The organism is Streptomyces flaveus (assembly GCF_014647675.1).
Classification (GTDB): Bacteria; Actinomycetota; Actinomycetes; order Streptomycetales; family Streptomycetaceae; genus Streptomyces; species Streptomyces flaveus.
This window is the reverse complement of the sequence record NZ_BMPQ01000009.1, coordinates 142,593-157,119: the sequence shown is the minus strand read 5'-3', so window position 1 is coordinate 157,119 and position 14,527 is coordinate 142,593. Positions and strand designations below refer to the sequence as shown.

At 71.2% G+C, this 14,527-nt stretch carries 10 protein-coding genes and 1 pseudogene; 6 read left to right on the top strand and 5 right to left on the bottom strand.

The genetic code is table 11. The features are described from left to right. The 5 genes from IEZ21_RS20255 to IEZ21_RS20235 all read left to right on the top strand — a co-directional run. Positions 1 to 181 (top strand): hypothetical protein (locus IEZ21_RS20255; RefSeq protein WP_189323320.1); only part of this gene is annotated, 181 nt, incomplete at its 5' end. A 156-nt stretch (positions 182 to 337) separates the two neighbouring features. Next, positions 338 to 3,199, top strand: a complete 2,862-nt coding sequence (locus IEZ21_RS20250) for a SpoIIE family protein phosphatase (RefSeq protein WP_373302252.1) — start codon at positions 338 to 340, stop codon at positions 3,197 to 3,199. Between the two features lie 119 nt (positions 3,200 to 3,318). After that, the gene (locus tag IEZ21_RS20245; RefSeq protein WP_189323318.1) at positions 3,319 to 4,905 is read left to right on the top strand and encodes a sugar ABC transporter ATP-binding protein; all 1,587 of its coding nucleotides are present in this window, start codon (positions 3,319 to 3,321) and stop codon (positions 4,903 to 4,905) included. After that, positions 4,902 to 6,020: an ABC transporter permease gene (locus IEZ21_RS20240; RefSeq protein ID WP_189323317.1), complete on the top strand. Its 1,119-nt coding sequence runs from the start codon at positions 4,902 to 4,904 to the stop codon at positions 6,018 to 6,020. Before IEZ21_RS20245 ends, IEZ21_RS20240 begins: the two co-directional genes overlap by 4 nt. 68 nt (positions 6,021 to 6,088) lie before the next feature. Further along, entirely contained in the window at positions 6,089 to 7,252 is a 1,164-nt protein-coding gene (locus IEZ21_RS20235; protein ID WP_189323316.1) for a substrate-binding domain-containing protein, read from the top strand. A 53-nt stretch (positions 7,253 to 7,305) separates the two neighbouring features. Here IEZ21_RS20235 and IEZ21_RS20230 read toward each other — a convergent pair whose 3' ends face one another. Continuing rightward, positions 7,306 to 8,181: an SDR family NAD(P)-dependent oxidoreductase gene (locus IEZ21_RS20230; RefSeq protein ID WP_246567951.1), complete on the bottom strand. Its 876-nt coding sequence runs from the start codon at positions 8,179 to 8,181 to the stop codon at positions 7,306 to 7,308. Positions 8,182 to 8,373: 192 nt separating this feature from the next. On the opposite strand from IEZ21_RS20230, the pseudogene IEZ21_RS48840 reads away from it, so the two are divergent. Continuing rightward, positions 8,374 to 9,675 (top strand): annotated as a pseudogene (locus IEZ21_RS48840) (glycosyltransferase); the annotation flags it as partial. 224 nt (positions 9,676 to 9,899) lie between these two features. Here the strand turns inward: IEZ21_RS48840 and IEZ21_RS48835 are convergent. From IEZ21_RS48835 to IEZ21_RS20205, 4 genes are all read right to left on the bottom strand, one after another. Beyond that, entirely contained in the window at positions 9,900 to 10,838 is a 939-nt protein-coding gene (locus IEZ21_RS48835; RefSeq protein ID WP_189323467.1) for a DMT family transporter, read from the bottom strand. 30 nt (positions 10,839 to 10,868) lie between these two features. Then, positions 10,869 to 12,365 carry a hopanoid C-3 methylase HpnR gene (gene hpnR, locus IEZ21_RS20215; protein ID WP_189323314.1) on the bottom strand — a complete coding sequence of 499 codons (1,497 nt, stop codon included), beginning with the start codon at positions 12,363 to 12,365 and terminating at the stop codon, positions 10,869 to 10,871. A 188-nt stretch (positions 12,366 to 12,553) separates the two neighbouring features. After that, positions 12,554 to 13,231 (bottom strand): response regulator transcription factor, encoded by a 678-nt coding sequence (locus IEZ21_RS20210; RefSeq protein ID WP_189323313.1) that lies wholly within the window; start codon positions 13,229 to 13,231, stop codon positions 12,554 to 12,556. Then, complete coding sequence (locus tag IEZ21_RS20205; protein WP_189323312.1) at positions 13,228 to 14,445, bottom strand: sensor histidine kinase; 1,218 nt, start codon at positions 14,443 to 14,445, stop codon at positions 13,228 to 13,230. The genes IEZ21_RS20210 and IEZ21_RS20205 overlap by 4 nt, the downstream gene beginning before the upstream one ends. Positions 14,446 to 14,527 lie beyond the last annotated feature (82 nt).

The following is a 14,527-nucleotide window of genomic DNA, read 5'->3' as shown; positions in this document are numbered from 1 at the left end:
CATGGCCCCGCGCCACGGCATCAGCGACTGCGGGCCCGCCGACACCAACAACACCGCCGCCCGTACCGTCCGGGTCGGCATCGTCGGCACCCCGGGCCCCTCGTCACGACGCTGCTTCGCTGCGGACACGTCCGCCGTCAGCGGCAAGGGCTCGCCCGTCAACCCGGTCGCGGTTCTGTGACAACCGGTCCCGTGCGGTCACCGCGGGTGAGGAATCTCACGAACCGTGACTCGTATTCCTAATGCCCGTATTCTCATCAATACTGCGGTATTTCCGAATAGCGGACTATCGAAGGCGGGAGCGAGGCGAAGCGTGGTTCGGTCTGACGGGGAATCGATGTGGACGTGGCGTGCGACAGACGGCACAGTGCCCGCCAGTTCCCGTGAGCGGTTTCTGCAGGGTGAGCCGGTCGAGGGAGGCGTGCGAAAGTCGATCTTGAATTCATGGCAGCGCAGCAGGTCCCTGGGTCTCTCACCGGACCAGTCCGACCTTCCCTTCCGGGAGGACTTCGACAGGGACGGCCGGCTCGTCCGTGCGTCAGGTCCGGTGCTCGACCGGCTGCAGTCCAGGTTCGCGGGCAGCAAGATGAACATCTCCGTCGCGGATGCGACCGGGACGGTCCTTCTGCGCCGTTTCGGAGAGGCGTCCCTGGCCAGAAGCCTCCCGGCGATCCAGCGCGTCCCGGGATTCGTGTTCGCCGAGCAGTTCGCCGCCACCAACGGCATCGGTCTCGCATTGGCGGAGCGGCAACTCATCCGGGTCCACGGTGCCGAGCACTTCGCCGAACGCTCCCAGGGGAGCGCCTGCCGCGCGCTTCCCGTCCGCGACCCGCTCAGCGGGCACATCGAAGGCGTCTTGTGCCTCGGCTATCCGCGCAGCGCCGAGGACCCTGCGCTCGTCACCGTGATACGCAAGGCGGCCGAAGCCATCGAGCGGCGACTGCTGGAGCAGAGTTCCGCACGTGAGCGCGCTCTGTTGGGGGCGTACCTGGGCACCGGCGCCGATGCCGCCGTCGGCCTTCACCATGGCGTCGGGGTGGACGAACTGGCCCGTGAGCTGCGCCCCCGTGACCGGGTGATCCTCCTGGAGAAGGCCACCGAGCTGATCTCCTGCGCGCAGCGGGCCGCCGTCGACGTGTCCCTGCCCGACGGCCGGAGGGTGACGCTGGTGAGCCGTCCGATGACGAGTGCCTCCGGGGTGGAAGGCATGGCCATCGAGGTCCTCCTCCCCGGCCCTCCACCGCGACAGGGCCTCCCCGTCCCCCGCCAGGTCGGCGAGCTGCTCGGCTTCCCCGCCGAGCCTGCCGGCATCCCTGCCGTCGCGCCGTCCGAATACGTTCCCGTCGCCCCGGCGCCCGGGCGTCCCTCCGCCGATCCGCCGTCCGGGCACCTCCCCGGCGCCACATCCGGCCAGGGCCCCACGGGCGACCAGGGCGTCATGACCGCCGGTGCTGCCGACGCGACGGACGATCACCCCGACTTCCAACCCCCCGCGAGAGGGCTTGTGCTGGTGGGGGAGCCACGAGTGGGGAAGTATGCCCTGGCGGCGCGACGCCGCCTGGAGCTGCTGTCCGAGGCCAGCGCCCGTATAGGTACCACCCTGGATGTGCGCCGCACCGCCCAGGAGCTCGCCGAGATGACGGTTCCGCGACTGGCCGACTTCGCCACGATCGACCTGCCCGAGGCCGTACTACGCGGCGAGGAGTCCGCCGACCCCAGCGGTGACCTGCGCCGTACGGTGGTCCACGGCATCCGCGACGACGTTCCTTTCAGCCCGGTCGGCAAGCGGGTCGACTTCGGCCCGACCGCGCCCCAACTGCGTTGTTTGACCAGCGGGCAGGCAGTGCTGGAACCAGACTTGAAGGCTGCCGCGGGCTGGCTCACCGAGGACCCCGAGCACACCGAGCAGCTGCTGACCCACGTCCACTCCCTCATCGCGGTCCCCCTGGTCGCCCGCGGCGTCGTCCTGGGCGTCGCCAGCTTCTACCGCTCACAGGACCCCGCCCCCTTCGGAGACGACGACCGCGCACTGGCCCACGAACTCGCCACCCGCGCCGCGCTGTCCATGGACAACGCCCGGCGCTTCACGCGCGAACGCACCATGGTCCTGGCCCTGCAGCGGAGCCTGCTCCCGCAGGGTCTGCCCGATCAGGAAGCCGTCGAGGTCGCCCATCGCTACCTGCCCGCCGAATCCGATGTGGGCGGAGACTGGTACGACGTGATCCCCCTTTCCGGCACCCGTATCGGCCTCTTCGTCGGCGACGTCGTCGGCCACGGCCTGCACTCCGCCGCCACCATGGGCCGGCTGCGCACCGCCGCACGCAGCTTCGCCGAACTCGACTTCCCCCCGGACGAGGTCCTCACCCACCTCGACAACGTCGTGGGGCGCCTGGACCGGGAGGACCCCGCCGCCGACGGCGTCGGCATCATCGGCGCGACCTGCCTGTACGCCATCTACGATCCGACCTCGCAGCAGTGCGTCATGGCCCGCGCCGGCCACCCTCCGCCCGCACTGGTCCGCCCCGACGGCACCGTGTCATTCCTCGACCTGCCCGCCGGGCCGCCTCTCGGCCTCGGTGGCCTGCCCTTCGAAACCGCCGAGATCCACATCCCCGAGCACAGTCAGCTGGTCCTTTACACCGACGGACTCATCGAGGACCGGCACCGTGACATCGACGTGTCCCTCGACCGCCTGCGCGGAGCCCTGGCCCACCCGGAGCGCACACCCGAGGAGACGTGTGAGGCGGTCCTGGATCTCGTGGCACCCTCCCGCCCCGACGACGACCTCGCACTGCTCGTCGCCCGCACCCACGCGCTGGACCCCCGCCGGATCGCCGACTGGGAGCTGCCCGCCGACCCGGCCCTCGTCAGCGACGTCCGCGCCGCCGCCGTCCGGCAGCTGGCCGACTGGGGACTCGACGAGGCCGCGTTCGTCACGGAACTACTGCTCAGCGAGCTGATCACCAACGCCATCCGCCACGGTGCCGGACCTGTCCGGGTACGGCTGCTCCACGGCCCCACGCTGATCTGTGAGGTCTACGACACCAGCAACACCGCCCCGCACCTGCGCCGGGCGGCCGCCACCGATGAGGGTGGCCGTGGCCTGTTCCTCGTCGCACAGCTGGCACAGAGCTGGGGTACCCGCTACACCCCGGAGGGCAAGGTCATCTGGGCCGAATGCGGGCTCGACAGCGCCTGAGTGCGCGTGTGCGGCGCTCCGGCCAAGGCTGTCAAATGTCTGAAATGCTGCTATTTGCCCCACTAGTATCCCTGATGAAAGTCGGGAAGAACTTGCCAGGCCGACCCCGGGAGATGTCCGTGCACGATGCTCCCGACACCTCTGAGAAGGCCATCCCGCCCTCCGGCGCGGAACCCCTGGTCCGCATCCGCGGGCTCGACAAGCGGTTCGGCGGAACCCTCGCGCTGGCCGGGGTCGACCTCGACGTCCACGCCGGCAGCGTCCTGGCCCTTCTCGGCCCCAACGGCGCCGGAAAGTCCACGCTCATCAAAGTGCTCGCCGGCGTCCACCACGCCGATACGGGGCAGATCACCGTGGCCGGTCACCCGCTCGGGACCCAAGCCGCGTCCCGCAGCATGTCCTTCATCCACCAGGACCTCGGTCTCGTGGAGTGGATGACGGTCGCCGAGAACATCGCCCTGAGCACCGGGTATCCGCGCCGCGCCGGACTGATCTCCTGGCGGCGGACCAGGGAGCGCTGCACCGACGCCCTGCGGATCGTCGCCGGACATCTCGACCCCGACGCGCCGATCGCCCGGCTCGCCCCCGCAGAGCGTTCGCTGGTCGCCATCGCCCGAGCCCTGGCGGGACGGGCGAAGCTCATCGTCCTCGACGAGCCGACCGCCCGCCTCCCCGCTGCGGACTGCGCCCGGCTCTTCCACGTACTGCACGCCCTGCGCGACCAGGGCCACGGCATCCTCTACGTCAGCCATCGCCTGGACGAGGTGTACGAGGTCGCCGACACCTTCGCCGTCCTGCGCGACGGTCACCTCGTCAGCCATGGCGCACTGGCCGGCCACAGCCCCGCCCGTCTGGTGCACGACATCGTCGGCGAGGAACTGACCTCCCCCAGACTCCGTCCGGGGGGACCCCCATCTCGCTTCGCTCGCCGCCCCGCCACGGTCCCCGCCGACGGCCCGGCCGTCCTGACCCTCGACGGCGTACGGACCGCCGGCGCGGGGCCGGTCAGCCTGGAACTCAAGGCCGGGGAAGTCCTGGGTCTGGTCGGCCTCTCGGGCGCCGGGCACATGGACCTGGGCCGGGCTCTCGTCGGCTCCCGGCCCATCCTCGACGGTCGCGTGCTCCTCGGCGGCGAGCAGTACAGCCCCCACAAGGTCGCCGACGCCGTCGGCCTCGGCGTCGGCTTCGTGACCGGCGACAGACAGCAGGAGGGATGCGCCACCGAGCTGACCGTACGGGAGAACCTCCTGGCCAACCCCCGCGCGGGAGGCCTGCCGGCGCTGCGCTGGATCAGGCCCCGCCGTGAACGCGCCGAGGCCACCACCCTGATCGAACGGTTCTCGGTGCGTCCCCGCGACAGTGAGGCCCCCATCGCCACCCTGTCCGGCGGAAACCAGCAGAAGGTCATGATCGGCCGGTGGCTGCGGGTGGGCCTGCGCCTGCTGGTCCTCGAGGAGCCGACGGCGAGCGTGGACATCGGCGCCAAGGTCGCGATCTACGGCCTGCTCGACGAGGCGCTGGCCGCCGGCCTCGCGGTGCTGCTCATCTCCACCGATTTCGAGGAGGTCGCGGGCGTGTGCCGACGTGCCCTGGTCTTCGTCCGCGGATCTGTGACGGCCGAGCTGAGCGGTCCGGACCTCACCGTCGCCGGGCTCACCCGGGCAGCTTCGGCCATGCCCCCCTCCGGAAGCGCGACGAACTCATGACCGCCTCGCCCTCTCCCTCCTCGCCCCCATCCCCACGGCACCGACCGGGCCCGCTGAGCCGACTGGAGAGGCAGGGCGGGCACCTCATCGGCACTTACGGTCTCCTGGCACTCACCGCCCTGCTTTTCCTGATCTTCTCCCTCACGCTGCCGCGTACCTTCCCCACTGCGGACACCATCGACTCGATCCTGTCCACCCAGTCGATCCCGGCCGTCCTCGCGCTCGCCGCCATGGTCCCGATCGTGACCGGCGCGTTCGACCTCTCCATCGGCTACGGCCTCGGCCTGGCACACGTCATGGTGATGCAGCTCGTCGTCAACAACGGGTGGCCCTGGCCTCTCGCCTGCCTCGCGGTGATCATCGGAGGGGCGATGGTGGGCGCCCTCAACGGTGTCATCGTCGAGTTCGGCCGGATCGACTCCTTCATCGCCACGCTCGGGACCGGCAGCATGATGTACGCCGCGACCGGCTGGATCACCGACGGCGGCCGGATCGTCCCGGGCCCGCAAGGCCTCCCGGCCGCCTTCACCGACATCTACGACTCCACGTTCCTCGGCCTTCCGGTCCCCGCCTTCTACGTGCTCGCCCTCGCGGTCGCCCTCTGGCTGGTGCTGGAGCGGCTGCCGCTCGGCCGGTACCTGTACGTCATCGGCTCCAACCGCCGCGCCGCCGACCTCATAGGCATCCCGACCCGCAAGTACTCGGTCTACGCCTTCGCCGCATCAGGGCTGATCGTCGGCTTCGCCGGGGTGCTGCTCGCGGCCCAGCAGCAGATCGGCAATCCGAGCGTCGGCCTCGACTATCTGCTGCCCGCCTTCGCCGGTGCCCTCCTCGGCTCCACCGCGATCAAACCCGGCCGCCCCAACGCCATGGGCACCGTCGTCGCCGTCACCGTCCTCGCCGTCGGCCTCACCGGCATCGGCCAGATGGGCGCCGACTTCTGGACGATCCCGCTGTTCTACGGCGGCACCCTGCTCCTCGCCGTCGGCCTGGCCGGCTACTCCGCCCGCCGCCTGCGCACCGGCGCCGTCGCGGCCCGCGATTCGCCCGTCGGGCCGCCTCCACCGCCGTACCCCCCGAAGCGGGACGGTGGCGCAGCGGGCACCGCTCCATGACCCACGCCACGGCACCACCTCCGTGACCCGGCCGCATCCTCCCGCTCATCCCTCCGCGAGGAGCTCCCATGCAGTGCAACCGCAAGGCCACCCCCGGCGTCTTCAGGGCTCGGCTCGCCTCCGCGGCCCTGCTGGCAGCGGCAACCGTCCTCGCAGGCTGCGAACGCGGCTCGTCGACAGGCGAGGGGGAGTCCGCAACGGGCCCGAGCGGCTGCCCCACGGCCCACGCCAGGGCCCAGGCCGCCGTCAGACAGGCAGAGAAGACCGACGCCCCCTGGGACGGACCGACCAGCGGCCCGGCAGCGGTGTCCGGCAGGACCATCGTCTACGTCGCCCAGACCATGACCAATCCCGGAGTCGCGGGCACCGCGAAGGGAGTGCGGGAAGCCGCGCGGGTCATCGGCTGGAACGTCCGGGTGATCGACGGCGGGGGCACCCCCGCCGGCATCCAGGCGGCAATGAGCGCGGCCGTGGCCCTCAAGCCCTCGGGCATCGTCATCGGCGGCTTCGACCCCGACTCGACCTCCCAGCAGGTCGCGCGGGCCAACACGGCGCGCATCCCGCTCATCGGCTGGCACGCGGTCGCTTCGCCCGGCCCCAGCCAGCGGCCCAAGCTCTTCACCAACGTCACCACCCGGGTCGAGGACGTGGCCGGAATCAGCGCGCAGTGGGTCATCTCGCGTTCCAACGGCCGCGCCGGGGTCGTGCTCATCACCGACGCCTCGATCCCCTTCGCCAGGAACAAGTCCGACCTGATCAGGAAGGAGCTGGCCACCTGCTCGGGTGTGAAGCTGCTGGCGCAGGAGAACATCCCGATCCCGGACGCCAGCAGCCGCACGCCCCGGGAGATCTCCTCCCTCCTCTCCCGCTTCCAGAGCGACTGGACCTACTCCATCGCCATCAACGACCTGTACTTCGCCGACGCCGCCCCCGCCTTCCGGGCAGCCGGCAGGAAAGGCTCCGGCCCACCCTTCAACATCGGCGCCGGCGACGGCGACCCCTCCGCCTTCCAGCGCATCAACAGCGAGCAGTACCAGGCCGCCACCGTCCCAGAGCCGCTGTCGCTGCAGGGCTGGCAGATCGTCGACGAGTTCAACCGCGCCTTCACCGGCAGACCCGCCAGCGGATACGTAGCCCCCGTCCACCTCACCACGGCCGCCAACAGCGCCGGGGCCACGACCTGGGACCCGCCAGGTTTCCGGGAGGCGTACCGAAAGATCTGGGGCAAGTGACAGCGGCATCGGGGCACACCTCGCTCCTCCGCCGACGGGCCCGGGCAGCAGCGTCAGCCGAACCTGGCCGCGAGACGTCGGTACAGGGCCGGTGCCGCGCCGTGCAGCAGGCCGGGCAGGCGGAGCCAGCCGGGTACGTACACCTCGTCGCGGTCGCGGGTGACGGCCTGCCAGACGGCCTCGGCGACTCGCTCGGCCGGTACCGGCCTTGGACGCGAGCGTGCGTAAGGAGCGCCGCGCCGTTCGAAGAACGGGGTGTCCACGACTCCGGGCACGACATGGCTGATCCCCACGCCCGTGCCACGCAACTCGTAGCGCAGGGCCTCGGCGAAGGTGCCGAGGGCTGCTTTGGCGGCGGAGTAGACGGCCTCGCCGCGTACCCCGAGGCTGCCCGCCACGGAGCCGATGAGCACCACCCGGCCGCTACCTCGGCTGACCATGCCCGGCAGCAGGAGCCGTACCAGATGCAGGGGCGCCAGTACGTCCACGGAGAACACCTCGTCGATGGCCCGTGGCGGCATGGTGTCGAACGGCCCTGCCCAGCCGATGCCGGCCCCGGCCACCAGCAGATCCACCCGGCCGACCGTGTCCATGACGTACTCGGCCAGCCGTCGGTCCGCCCCCGGCTCGGCCAGATCCGTCGGGAAAGCGGCGGCCGAGGTGTCATCGGCGCTCTGATCGAGGTCCAGGGCGACCCGCTCGAGCCGCGTCCGGTCGCGCCCATTGAGTACCAGGTGCCAGTTGCCCTCCGCCGCCAGGCGCCGAGCGACGGCCGCGCCGATGCCCGAGGACGCGCCCGTCACCAAGGCCACGTTCGTCTTCGGCGCCGAAGCATCGGCGAGGTGCGGGTGCGCGTCCGGGTCCGTCCCGGTCGAGGCGCCGACGGGCACGGTGGCTTCGGAGCCGGTGGGGGATGAGTCGTGGGGCACGGCAGTCGTCCTCTGCAACCGGTGAAGCCATATGTCGGTTGGTGACGGGGTACTCCGGGCCCAGTGTACGAAGAGACCGTCCCGTAGGCCCGGCCCGTGCACAGGCATTCGTACGCCCACGCCTCCCGCCGCGCCCACCTGCCCGTATCCCTTCCCTGATAGGGGCGCGGGGCGACGGGTACAACGAGTGTCATGGGCGAATCACTTTCCGGGCTTTCCGGATCTTCCGGACTTTCCGCCGTCGAGGCCTACGGGCTCCCGGGCACCGGCCGCGCACACCATTCCGTCCCCTCCGTCGCGGTCCTCGTGGAACTGCTCAGGAACGGCTCGGCCGGCGGTCAGGTCAAGTGCTGGGAACACTTCGCCGAAGCCGCGGCCCGGCACACCGGGCCCGGCCCCGGCATCGACCTGACCGTGTACGTCCTGGGCGAGCGGGAGGGCGTGGAGCCGCTGTCGCCCCGCGTACGGTTCGTCAGCCTGCGACCGGTGCTCAGCACGGCGGCCCTGATGCCCGCGGTCGGCGGAGCCGACATCGTCGATCTCGCGCCGTTCCACTCCCGGCTGTCCCGGCTGCTGCCGCGCCACGACGTCTGGCATCTCACGCACACGTTCGCCTTCGCCTCGACGGCGGCCCTTCTGGTGCGCAGCGCGGACCGGGCCATGACACCGGCGCGACCGGGTGTGGTGGGTTCGCTGCACACTGATGTACCGGCCCTGGCGTCCGTGTACGTACGGCAGATGCTCGGCAGGACACCGGCCCTGGCCTGGATGGACGGCCGGTTCCCCGGTGGCGGCGCGCCGGAGGCGGTCGCCTGGCTCGCCCGGCGGCGGCGCGACCGGCTGATCCGGATATGCGACCGGGTGCTGGTCGCCTCGCCGAACGACCGCGCCGAGATCACCGCGCTGACGGACCCCGGCCGGGTGTCGCAGCTGCGGCGCGGCATCGACCGCGAGCGGTTCCGGCCCGATCCCTGGGCCCGTGGCGCACTCGCCCGTGCCCACGGCGTGCCGGTGGACCGGCCGCTCATCCTGTTCGTGGGCCGGGTGGACGACACCAAGCGCGCACTGTTGCTCGCCGAGGCGGTGGACCGGATACGGCGCCAGGGGCATGCCGTACATCTGCTGATGGTCGGCCGGGGCGCCGACAGGGGCCGGGTCGCGGAACTGCTCGGCCCCGATGCGACGCTGCTCGGGCCGCAGCCCCAGGAGTGGCTGGCCCGGGTGTACGCCGGATGCGATGTGTTCGCCTTCCCGTCCCGGACGGAGACCGTCGGCAACGTCGTCGCCGAGGCGATGGCCTGCCGCCTCCCCGTCGTACTGCCCGCGGACGCCCGCACCACGCAGTGGCTGGCCGGGCCGGGACGGGACGGTCTGGTCGTACGGCACGACGACGCGGAGGGCTGGGCGCAGGTGCTGGCCGAGCTGGTGACCCGGCCGGAGCTGCGCCGCGTGGTGGGGGAGCGGGCACTCGCCACGGCTCGGCACCGGCACCCCACCTGGGCTCAGGTGTTCGCCGAGGATCTGCTGCCGGTCTGGCACGAGGCGCTCCGCTTGGAGGGCAGTCATGAAACCGCGGGCCCGGTGGGGGCTGGTCGCTCCCCCACGCTCGAATCGAGCTCGCGCGGGGGGGACCCCCATCGCGGCGGAGCCGCACAGTGTCACGCCCCGCGCCCCTTATGGGGCGCGATAGTGCACCGGACTTCACCAAGGTCGCCGCACTACGACCGCAGGTCCCTAGTGCGCTCGGCCGCCGCGCGCCCGCCCCCGGGGCCGTCCGCGGCCGGCAGACCGTGCAGCTCGCGCGGGTGCAGTGCGGCGATCAAGGGCGACGAGTTGAGCCGTACGATCCCGAAGACCGTCAGGCACACACCCAGGACCGTAAAGGCTGAGGTGGGCCAGCCGTGGTGCAGTGACTCCCCGAACAGCGTCGTGCCGGTCGCGATGGCCACGGCCGGTTCGGTCGCGTCGATCACCGTCATCGTGGCGGCCAGCGGCCCCGCCTGGAACGCGCTCTGGATCAGCAGCAGCCCGGTGAAACTGGCGATGACCAGCAGATACGTCTGCCATGCCGTGAACAGCGCGAGCAGGCCCCGTTCCATGTGCGCGACGGTGATGGTCAGCAGCACGGACTGGAAACCCATCACTGCTCCGCCGGCCAGGGCCACGAGGGACGCCCGCCACGTACCGCCGACGAACCGCCGCGCCACCAGCGCGCACAGCGTCACACCGCACACCGAGCCCAGCGTCATCAGCCAGGGTCCGAGATCCGCGCCCGTCGAGCTGCCGCCGTGCGGCCGTGCGGTGGACAGGGCGAGCGCCAGACCGGCCGCCACGGAGAGGGTGCCGGCCCACTCCCGGACGCCCAGCCGTTTGCGGCTGAGCTGCGCCGACAGCGGCACTGCGAAGATCAGCTCACAGACGATCAGCGGCTGCACCAGGCTGAGCGGTGCGTGAGCCAGGGCCAGGGCCTGGAATCCGTACGCGAGGAAGGCGAAGGCGATCCCGGACAGCCACAGCGGTCGCCGGACCAGATGGCTGAGCAGGGTCCAGGACAGTGCCTCCTCGGCGGGCCGGGCGCTGGCCGCCCGCTGCTGGAGTACTCCCGCCAGGGCGAAGCAGGCGCCCGCGGCGAGTGAGGCGAGGACGGCGACCGGCATGCCGGGCCCTGTTCCGGGGCTCGCGGCCGGTCAGTGCTGCGGCCCGGGCGGCTTGGCGTGGGCGGCCGGCCTCGTGTGGACGTACAGCTCGCGGCGGTCGCCGAGGTCCATGTGCGGGGGCAACGGCAGTTCGTAGCGGACCGGGCGGGCGTGGTCGGCGAGCTGGCGCCGCGGGTTGTAGACCCGGTTGAACTTCCACAGCATGCGGGCGAAGTTCGTCTGGCCGTGGGCGAGGTTGCGGCCGAGGACGCGCGCCGCGCCGAAGGCGGTGCGCAGCCCGAGGTGTTTCTGGTGCAGTACGGCCTGGGTGCTGACCAGCTCCCGGTAGAAGACGTCGAGCGGCAGTGCCGTGGGCACGACGGCGTGCTGGATGTCGAAGAGCCGGTAGTCGCGGGTGGTCAGCCGGCGCGACTCGGTGTGCCAGATCTCCGTACCCGGATAGGGCGTCATCACGGTGAGGTGGACGATCTCCGGTACGGACAGCGCGAACTCGCGGACGATCCGGAAGCGTTCCTCGTCCCAGGCCGGGTCCACGATCAGGTTGATGGCGGCCTTGATGCCGAGCTTGCGGGCCGTCTCCAGGGCGCGGAAGTTCTCGTCGGGACTGATCCGTTTGCGGTACAGCTCGAGGCCCTCCTCGTCGAGCGCCTCCATGCCGAGGAACATGTAGCGCAGCCCCAGCCGGGCCCAGCGCTCGAAGACCTCCGTGTGGCGCAGCAGTACGTCGCTACGGGTCTCCAGGTAGTAGCGCTTACGGATCCCCCGGCGTTCCACCTGTGCGGCGATGGCGTCGCCGTGCTCGGGGCGGATGAACGCGACGTCGTCGACGATGAACACGTTCGGCTCCTGGATCGACGCGAGTTCGTCGGCCGCCGCTTCCGGGGACGCCTTGCGATAGCTGCGGCCGTAGAAGGTCCACGCCGAGCAGAACGAGCAGTCCCAGGGGCAGCCGCGGGTGAACTCGATGGAGGCGCACGGGTCGAGTTCCCCGATGAAGTACCGGCGGCGGTGCCGCATCAGGTCGCGGGCCGGGCGGGGGGAGTCGATGCCGTGCAGCAGCCGCGGGGCGGGCCCGTGGCCGTCCGCGGTGACCACGCCCGGGACGCCGTCCATACCACCGTCACGGACCGCTTCGAGCAGCGGGGCCACGGCCGGTTCGCCCTCGCCGCGGACCACCGCGTCGACGGCTCCCTCCGCCTGGGCGAGCACGTCCCCGGCGACGAAGGAGACGCTGTGGCCGCCGAAGAAGACGAAACAGCCGGGTACGGCACGTTTCGCCTGCTGGGCGATCTCGATGGCCTCCGGAATGTTGGCGAGGTAGTTCAGCGAGATGCCGAGCGCTTCCGGCCGGAAGGACGCCAGTTCCGAGCGCAGATCCGCGTGGCCGAGCACCTGGAGGTCCACCACGCGTACCTGATGACCTGCGTCGCGGGCGGCACCGGCCACTCGTTCAAGGCCGAGTGGTTCCAGCTTCAGGAAGATCTCCGAGTACAGCAGGGCGCTGGGGTGGACGAGCAGTAGGCGCATGGGTCACCTCGGGGGGAGACGGCTGCCGCTGTTCAAACAATGCCAGCGCCTCCGGCTTTCGGCTCCTTGGACGAGGTTCGTCGTAGCTGAGGGCTCGTCCTTTAGGGGTGCGGGGAACTGCGCGACCAGCCACGACGAACCCGCACCCGCAAATGAACCCCAATCCACCACCCCCGTAGGCGCCCCCCTCAACCGCCGGAGGCAGGCCGTACCAGGCCCGACTGGTAGGCGATGACGACCAGTTGGGCCCGGTCACGGGCATCCAGCTTCGTCATGGCCCGCTGCACGTGGGTGCGTACGGTCAGCGGGCTGAGAAAGAGAACGTCGGCGATCTCCGCGTTCGACTTGCCCTCGGCGGCCAGGGCCATCACCTCGCGTTCGCGGGCGGTCAGCGCGGCGAGGCGTTCGGGCGGAGCCAGGTGAGGGCCGGCCTCCGGGGTGGTGAGGAAGCGCGTGATGAGGGTGCGCGTCGCCCCGGGCGAGAGGAGCGACTCGCCGGCGGCCACCGTGCGGATGCCGTCGAGCAGCGCGTCCGCGGTGACGTCCTTGCCGAGGAAACCGCTCGCGCCGGCGCGCAGGGCCTGGGCGACGTACTGGTCGGTCTCGAAGGTGGTGAGGATGAGCACGCGCGTCGCGGACAGGCCCGTATCGGCGCAGAGCGCGGCCGTCGCGGCCAGACCGTCCATGCCGGGCATACGGATGTCCATCAGGACGACGTCAGGGTGGTGGACGCGGCTGAGGTCGAGCGCTTCGCTGCCGTCGGTGGCCTCGCCGAGCACCTCCATGTCCTCGCAGGAGTCGATCAGGATCCTGAAGGTCGCCCGCAGCAGGGCCTGGTCGTCGGCGAGCAGTACGCGGATGGTCATGCGGTCCGTTCCTTCTGTGCTGTGTCCTCGGCGGCCTGGGGGTACAGGGGCAGCGTGGTGGTGACCTCGAAACCGCCCTGGGGGCGATGCCCGGCCTGGAGGTCGCCGCCGACGGACTGAGCGCGCTCCCGCATACCGACGAGGCCGAAGCCGCGCCCCGCGGCCGGGGCGGCGGGGGCCGTGGCCGTTCCGTTGTCGGTGACGGTGAGGGTCAACCGGTCCCGGACGTAAGCGAGTTGTACGTACGCCGCTTTCGCGGAGGCGTGTTTGGCGACGTTGGTGAGGGCCTCCTGCACGATGCGGAAGGCCGTCAGGTCCACTCCCGGGGAGAGCGGCTGCGGTGTGCCCTCGGTGGTGACGGTGACCTTGATGCCGGCGGTCTGGCAGGCGGCGGTCAGTTCGGGGAGCCGGGCGAGTCCGGGGGCCGGTTCCAGCGAGGCGTCGGAGTCGTTGGCCTGGCGCAGCAGACCGACGGTCGCCTTGAGTTCGCGCAGCGCCGAGGACGTCGTACCGGCGAGGTCGTCGAGGATCTTCTGGACCTGGTCGGGATGGCTGCGCGCGAGGTGAGCGGCGGTGCCGGCCTGGGCGTTGGCCAGCGCCATGTGGTGGGCGACGACGTCGTGCAGCTCACGCGCGATGCGCATGCGCTCCTCGGCGACCCTCAGACGTGCCTCCTCCTCACGGCTGCGTTCGGCGTGGTCGGCACGGGCCTGTACGGCGTCCAGATAGGCACGGCGCAGCCGGGTACTGACGCCGGTCGCGGTCGGCAGCAGCACCCAGATGGTGGGGGCGAGCGTCTGCAGGACCAGCGGATAGTCGGCGCGGTCGGAGACCGCCGCGGTGAGCATCAGCAGTACGACGATGACGAGAAGGTAGACGCGTACGGTCCTGCGGTCGGTGAGAGCGGCCAGCCAGTAGATCGCCGCCATGACCGGTGCCATCAAAAGCGGGTTGAGCATGTAGCCAAGACCGCCGGCGGTCGTGGCACAGACCGTGGTGACGATGACGACGGTGCGCGGGTGAGAGCGATGCCACAGCAGGGCGACGCAGGAGACGGCCGCGAGCAGTACGGCGGGCGTCAGCTGCTCCGGCCGGTCGTGCGCCGGGATGCTGAGCGTGCTGCCGAGGACGGCGAAGCCGAAAAGCACAGCCGATGCCGCCAGGTCGACGGCACGCGGATGGCGCTCGAGATGCCGCTCCAGGTCGATGCTCATGGGATCTCCGGTCAGAGGAAATGAGGACCATGGTGGACGATGCCGGATCCGCACTGCCAGCGAGGGGCTTCTGGCGGCGCGA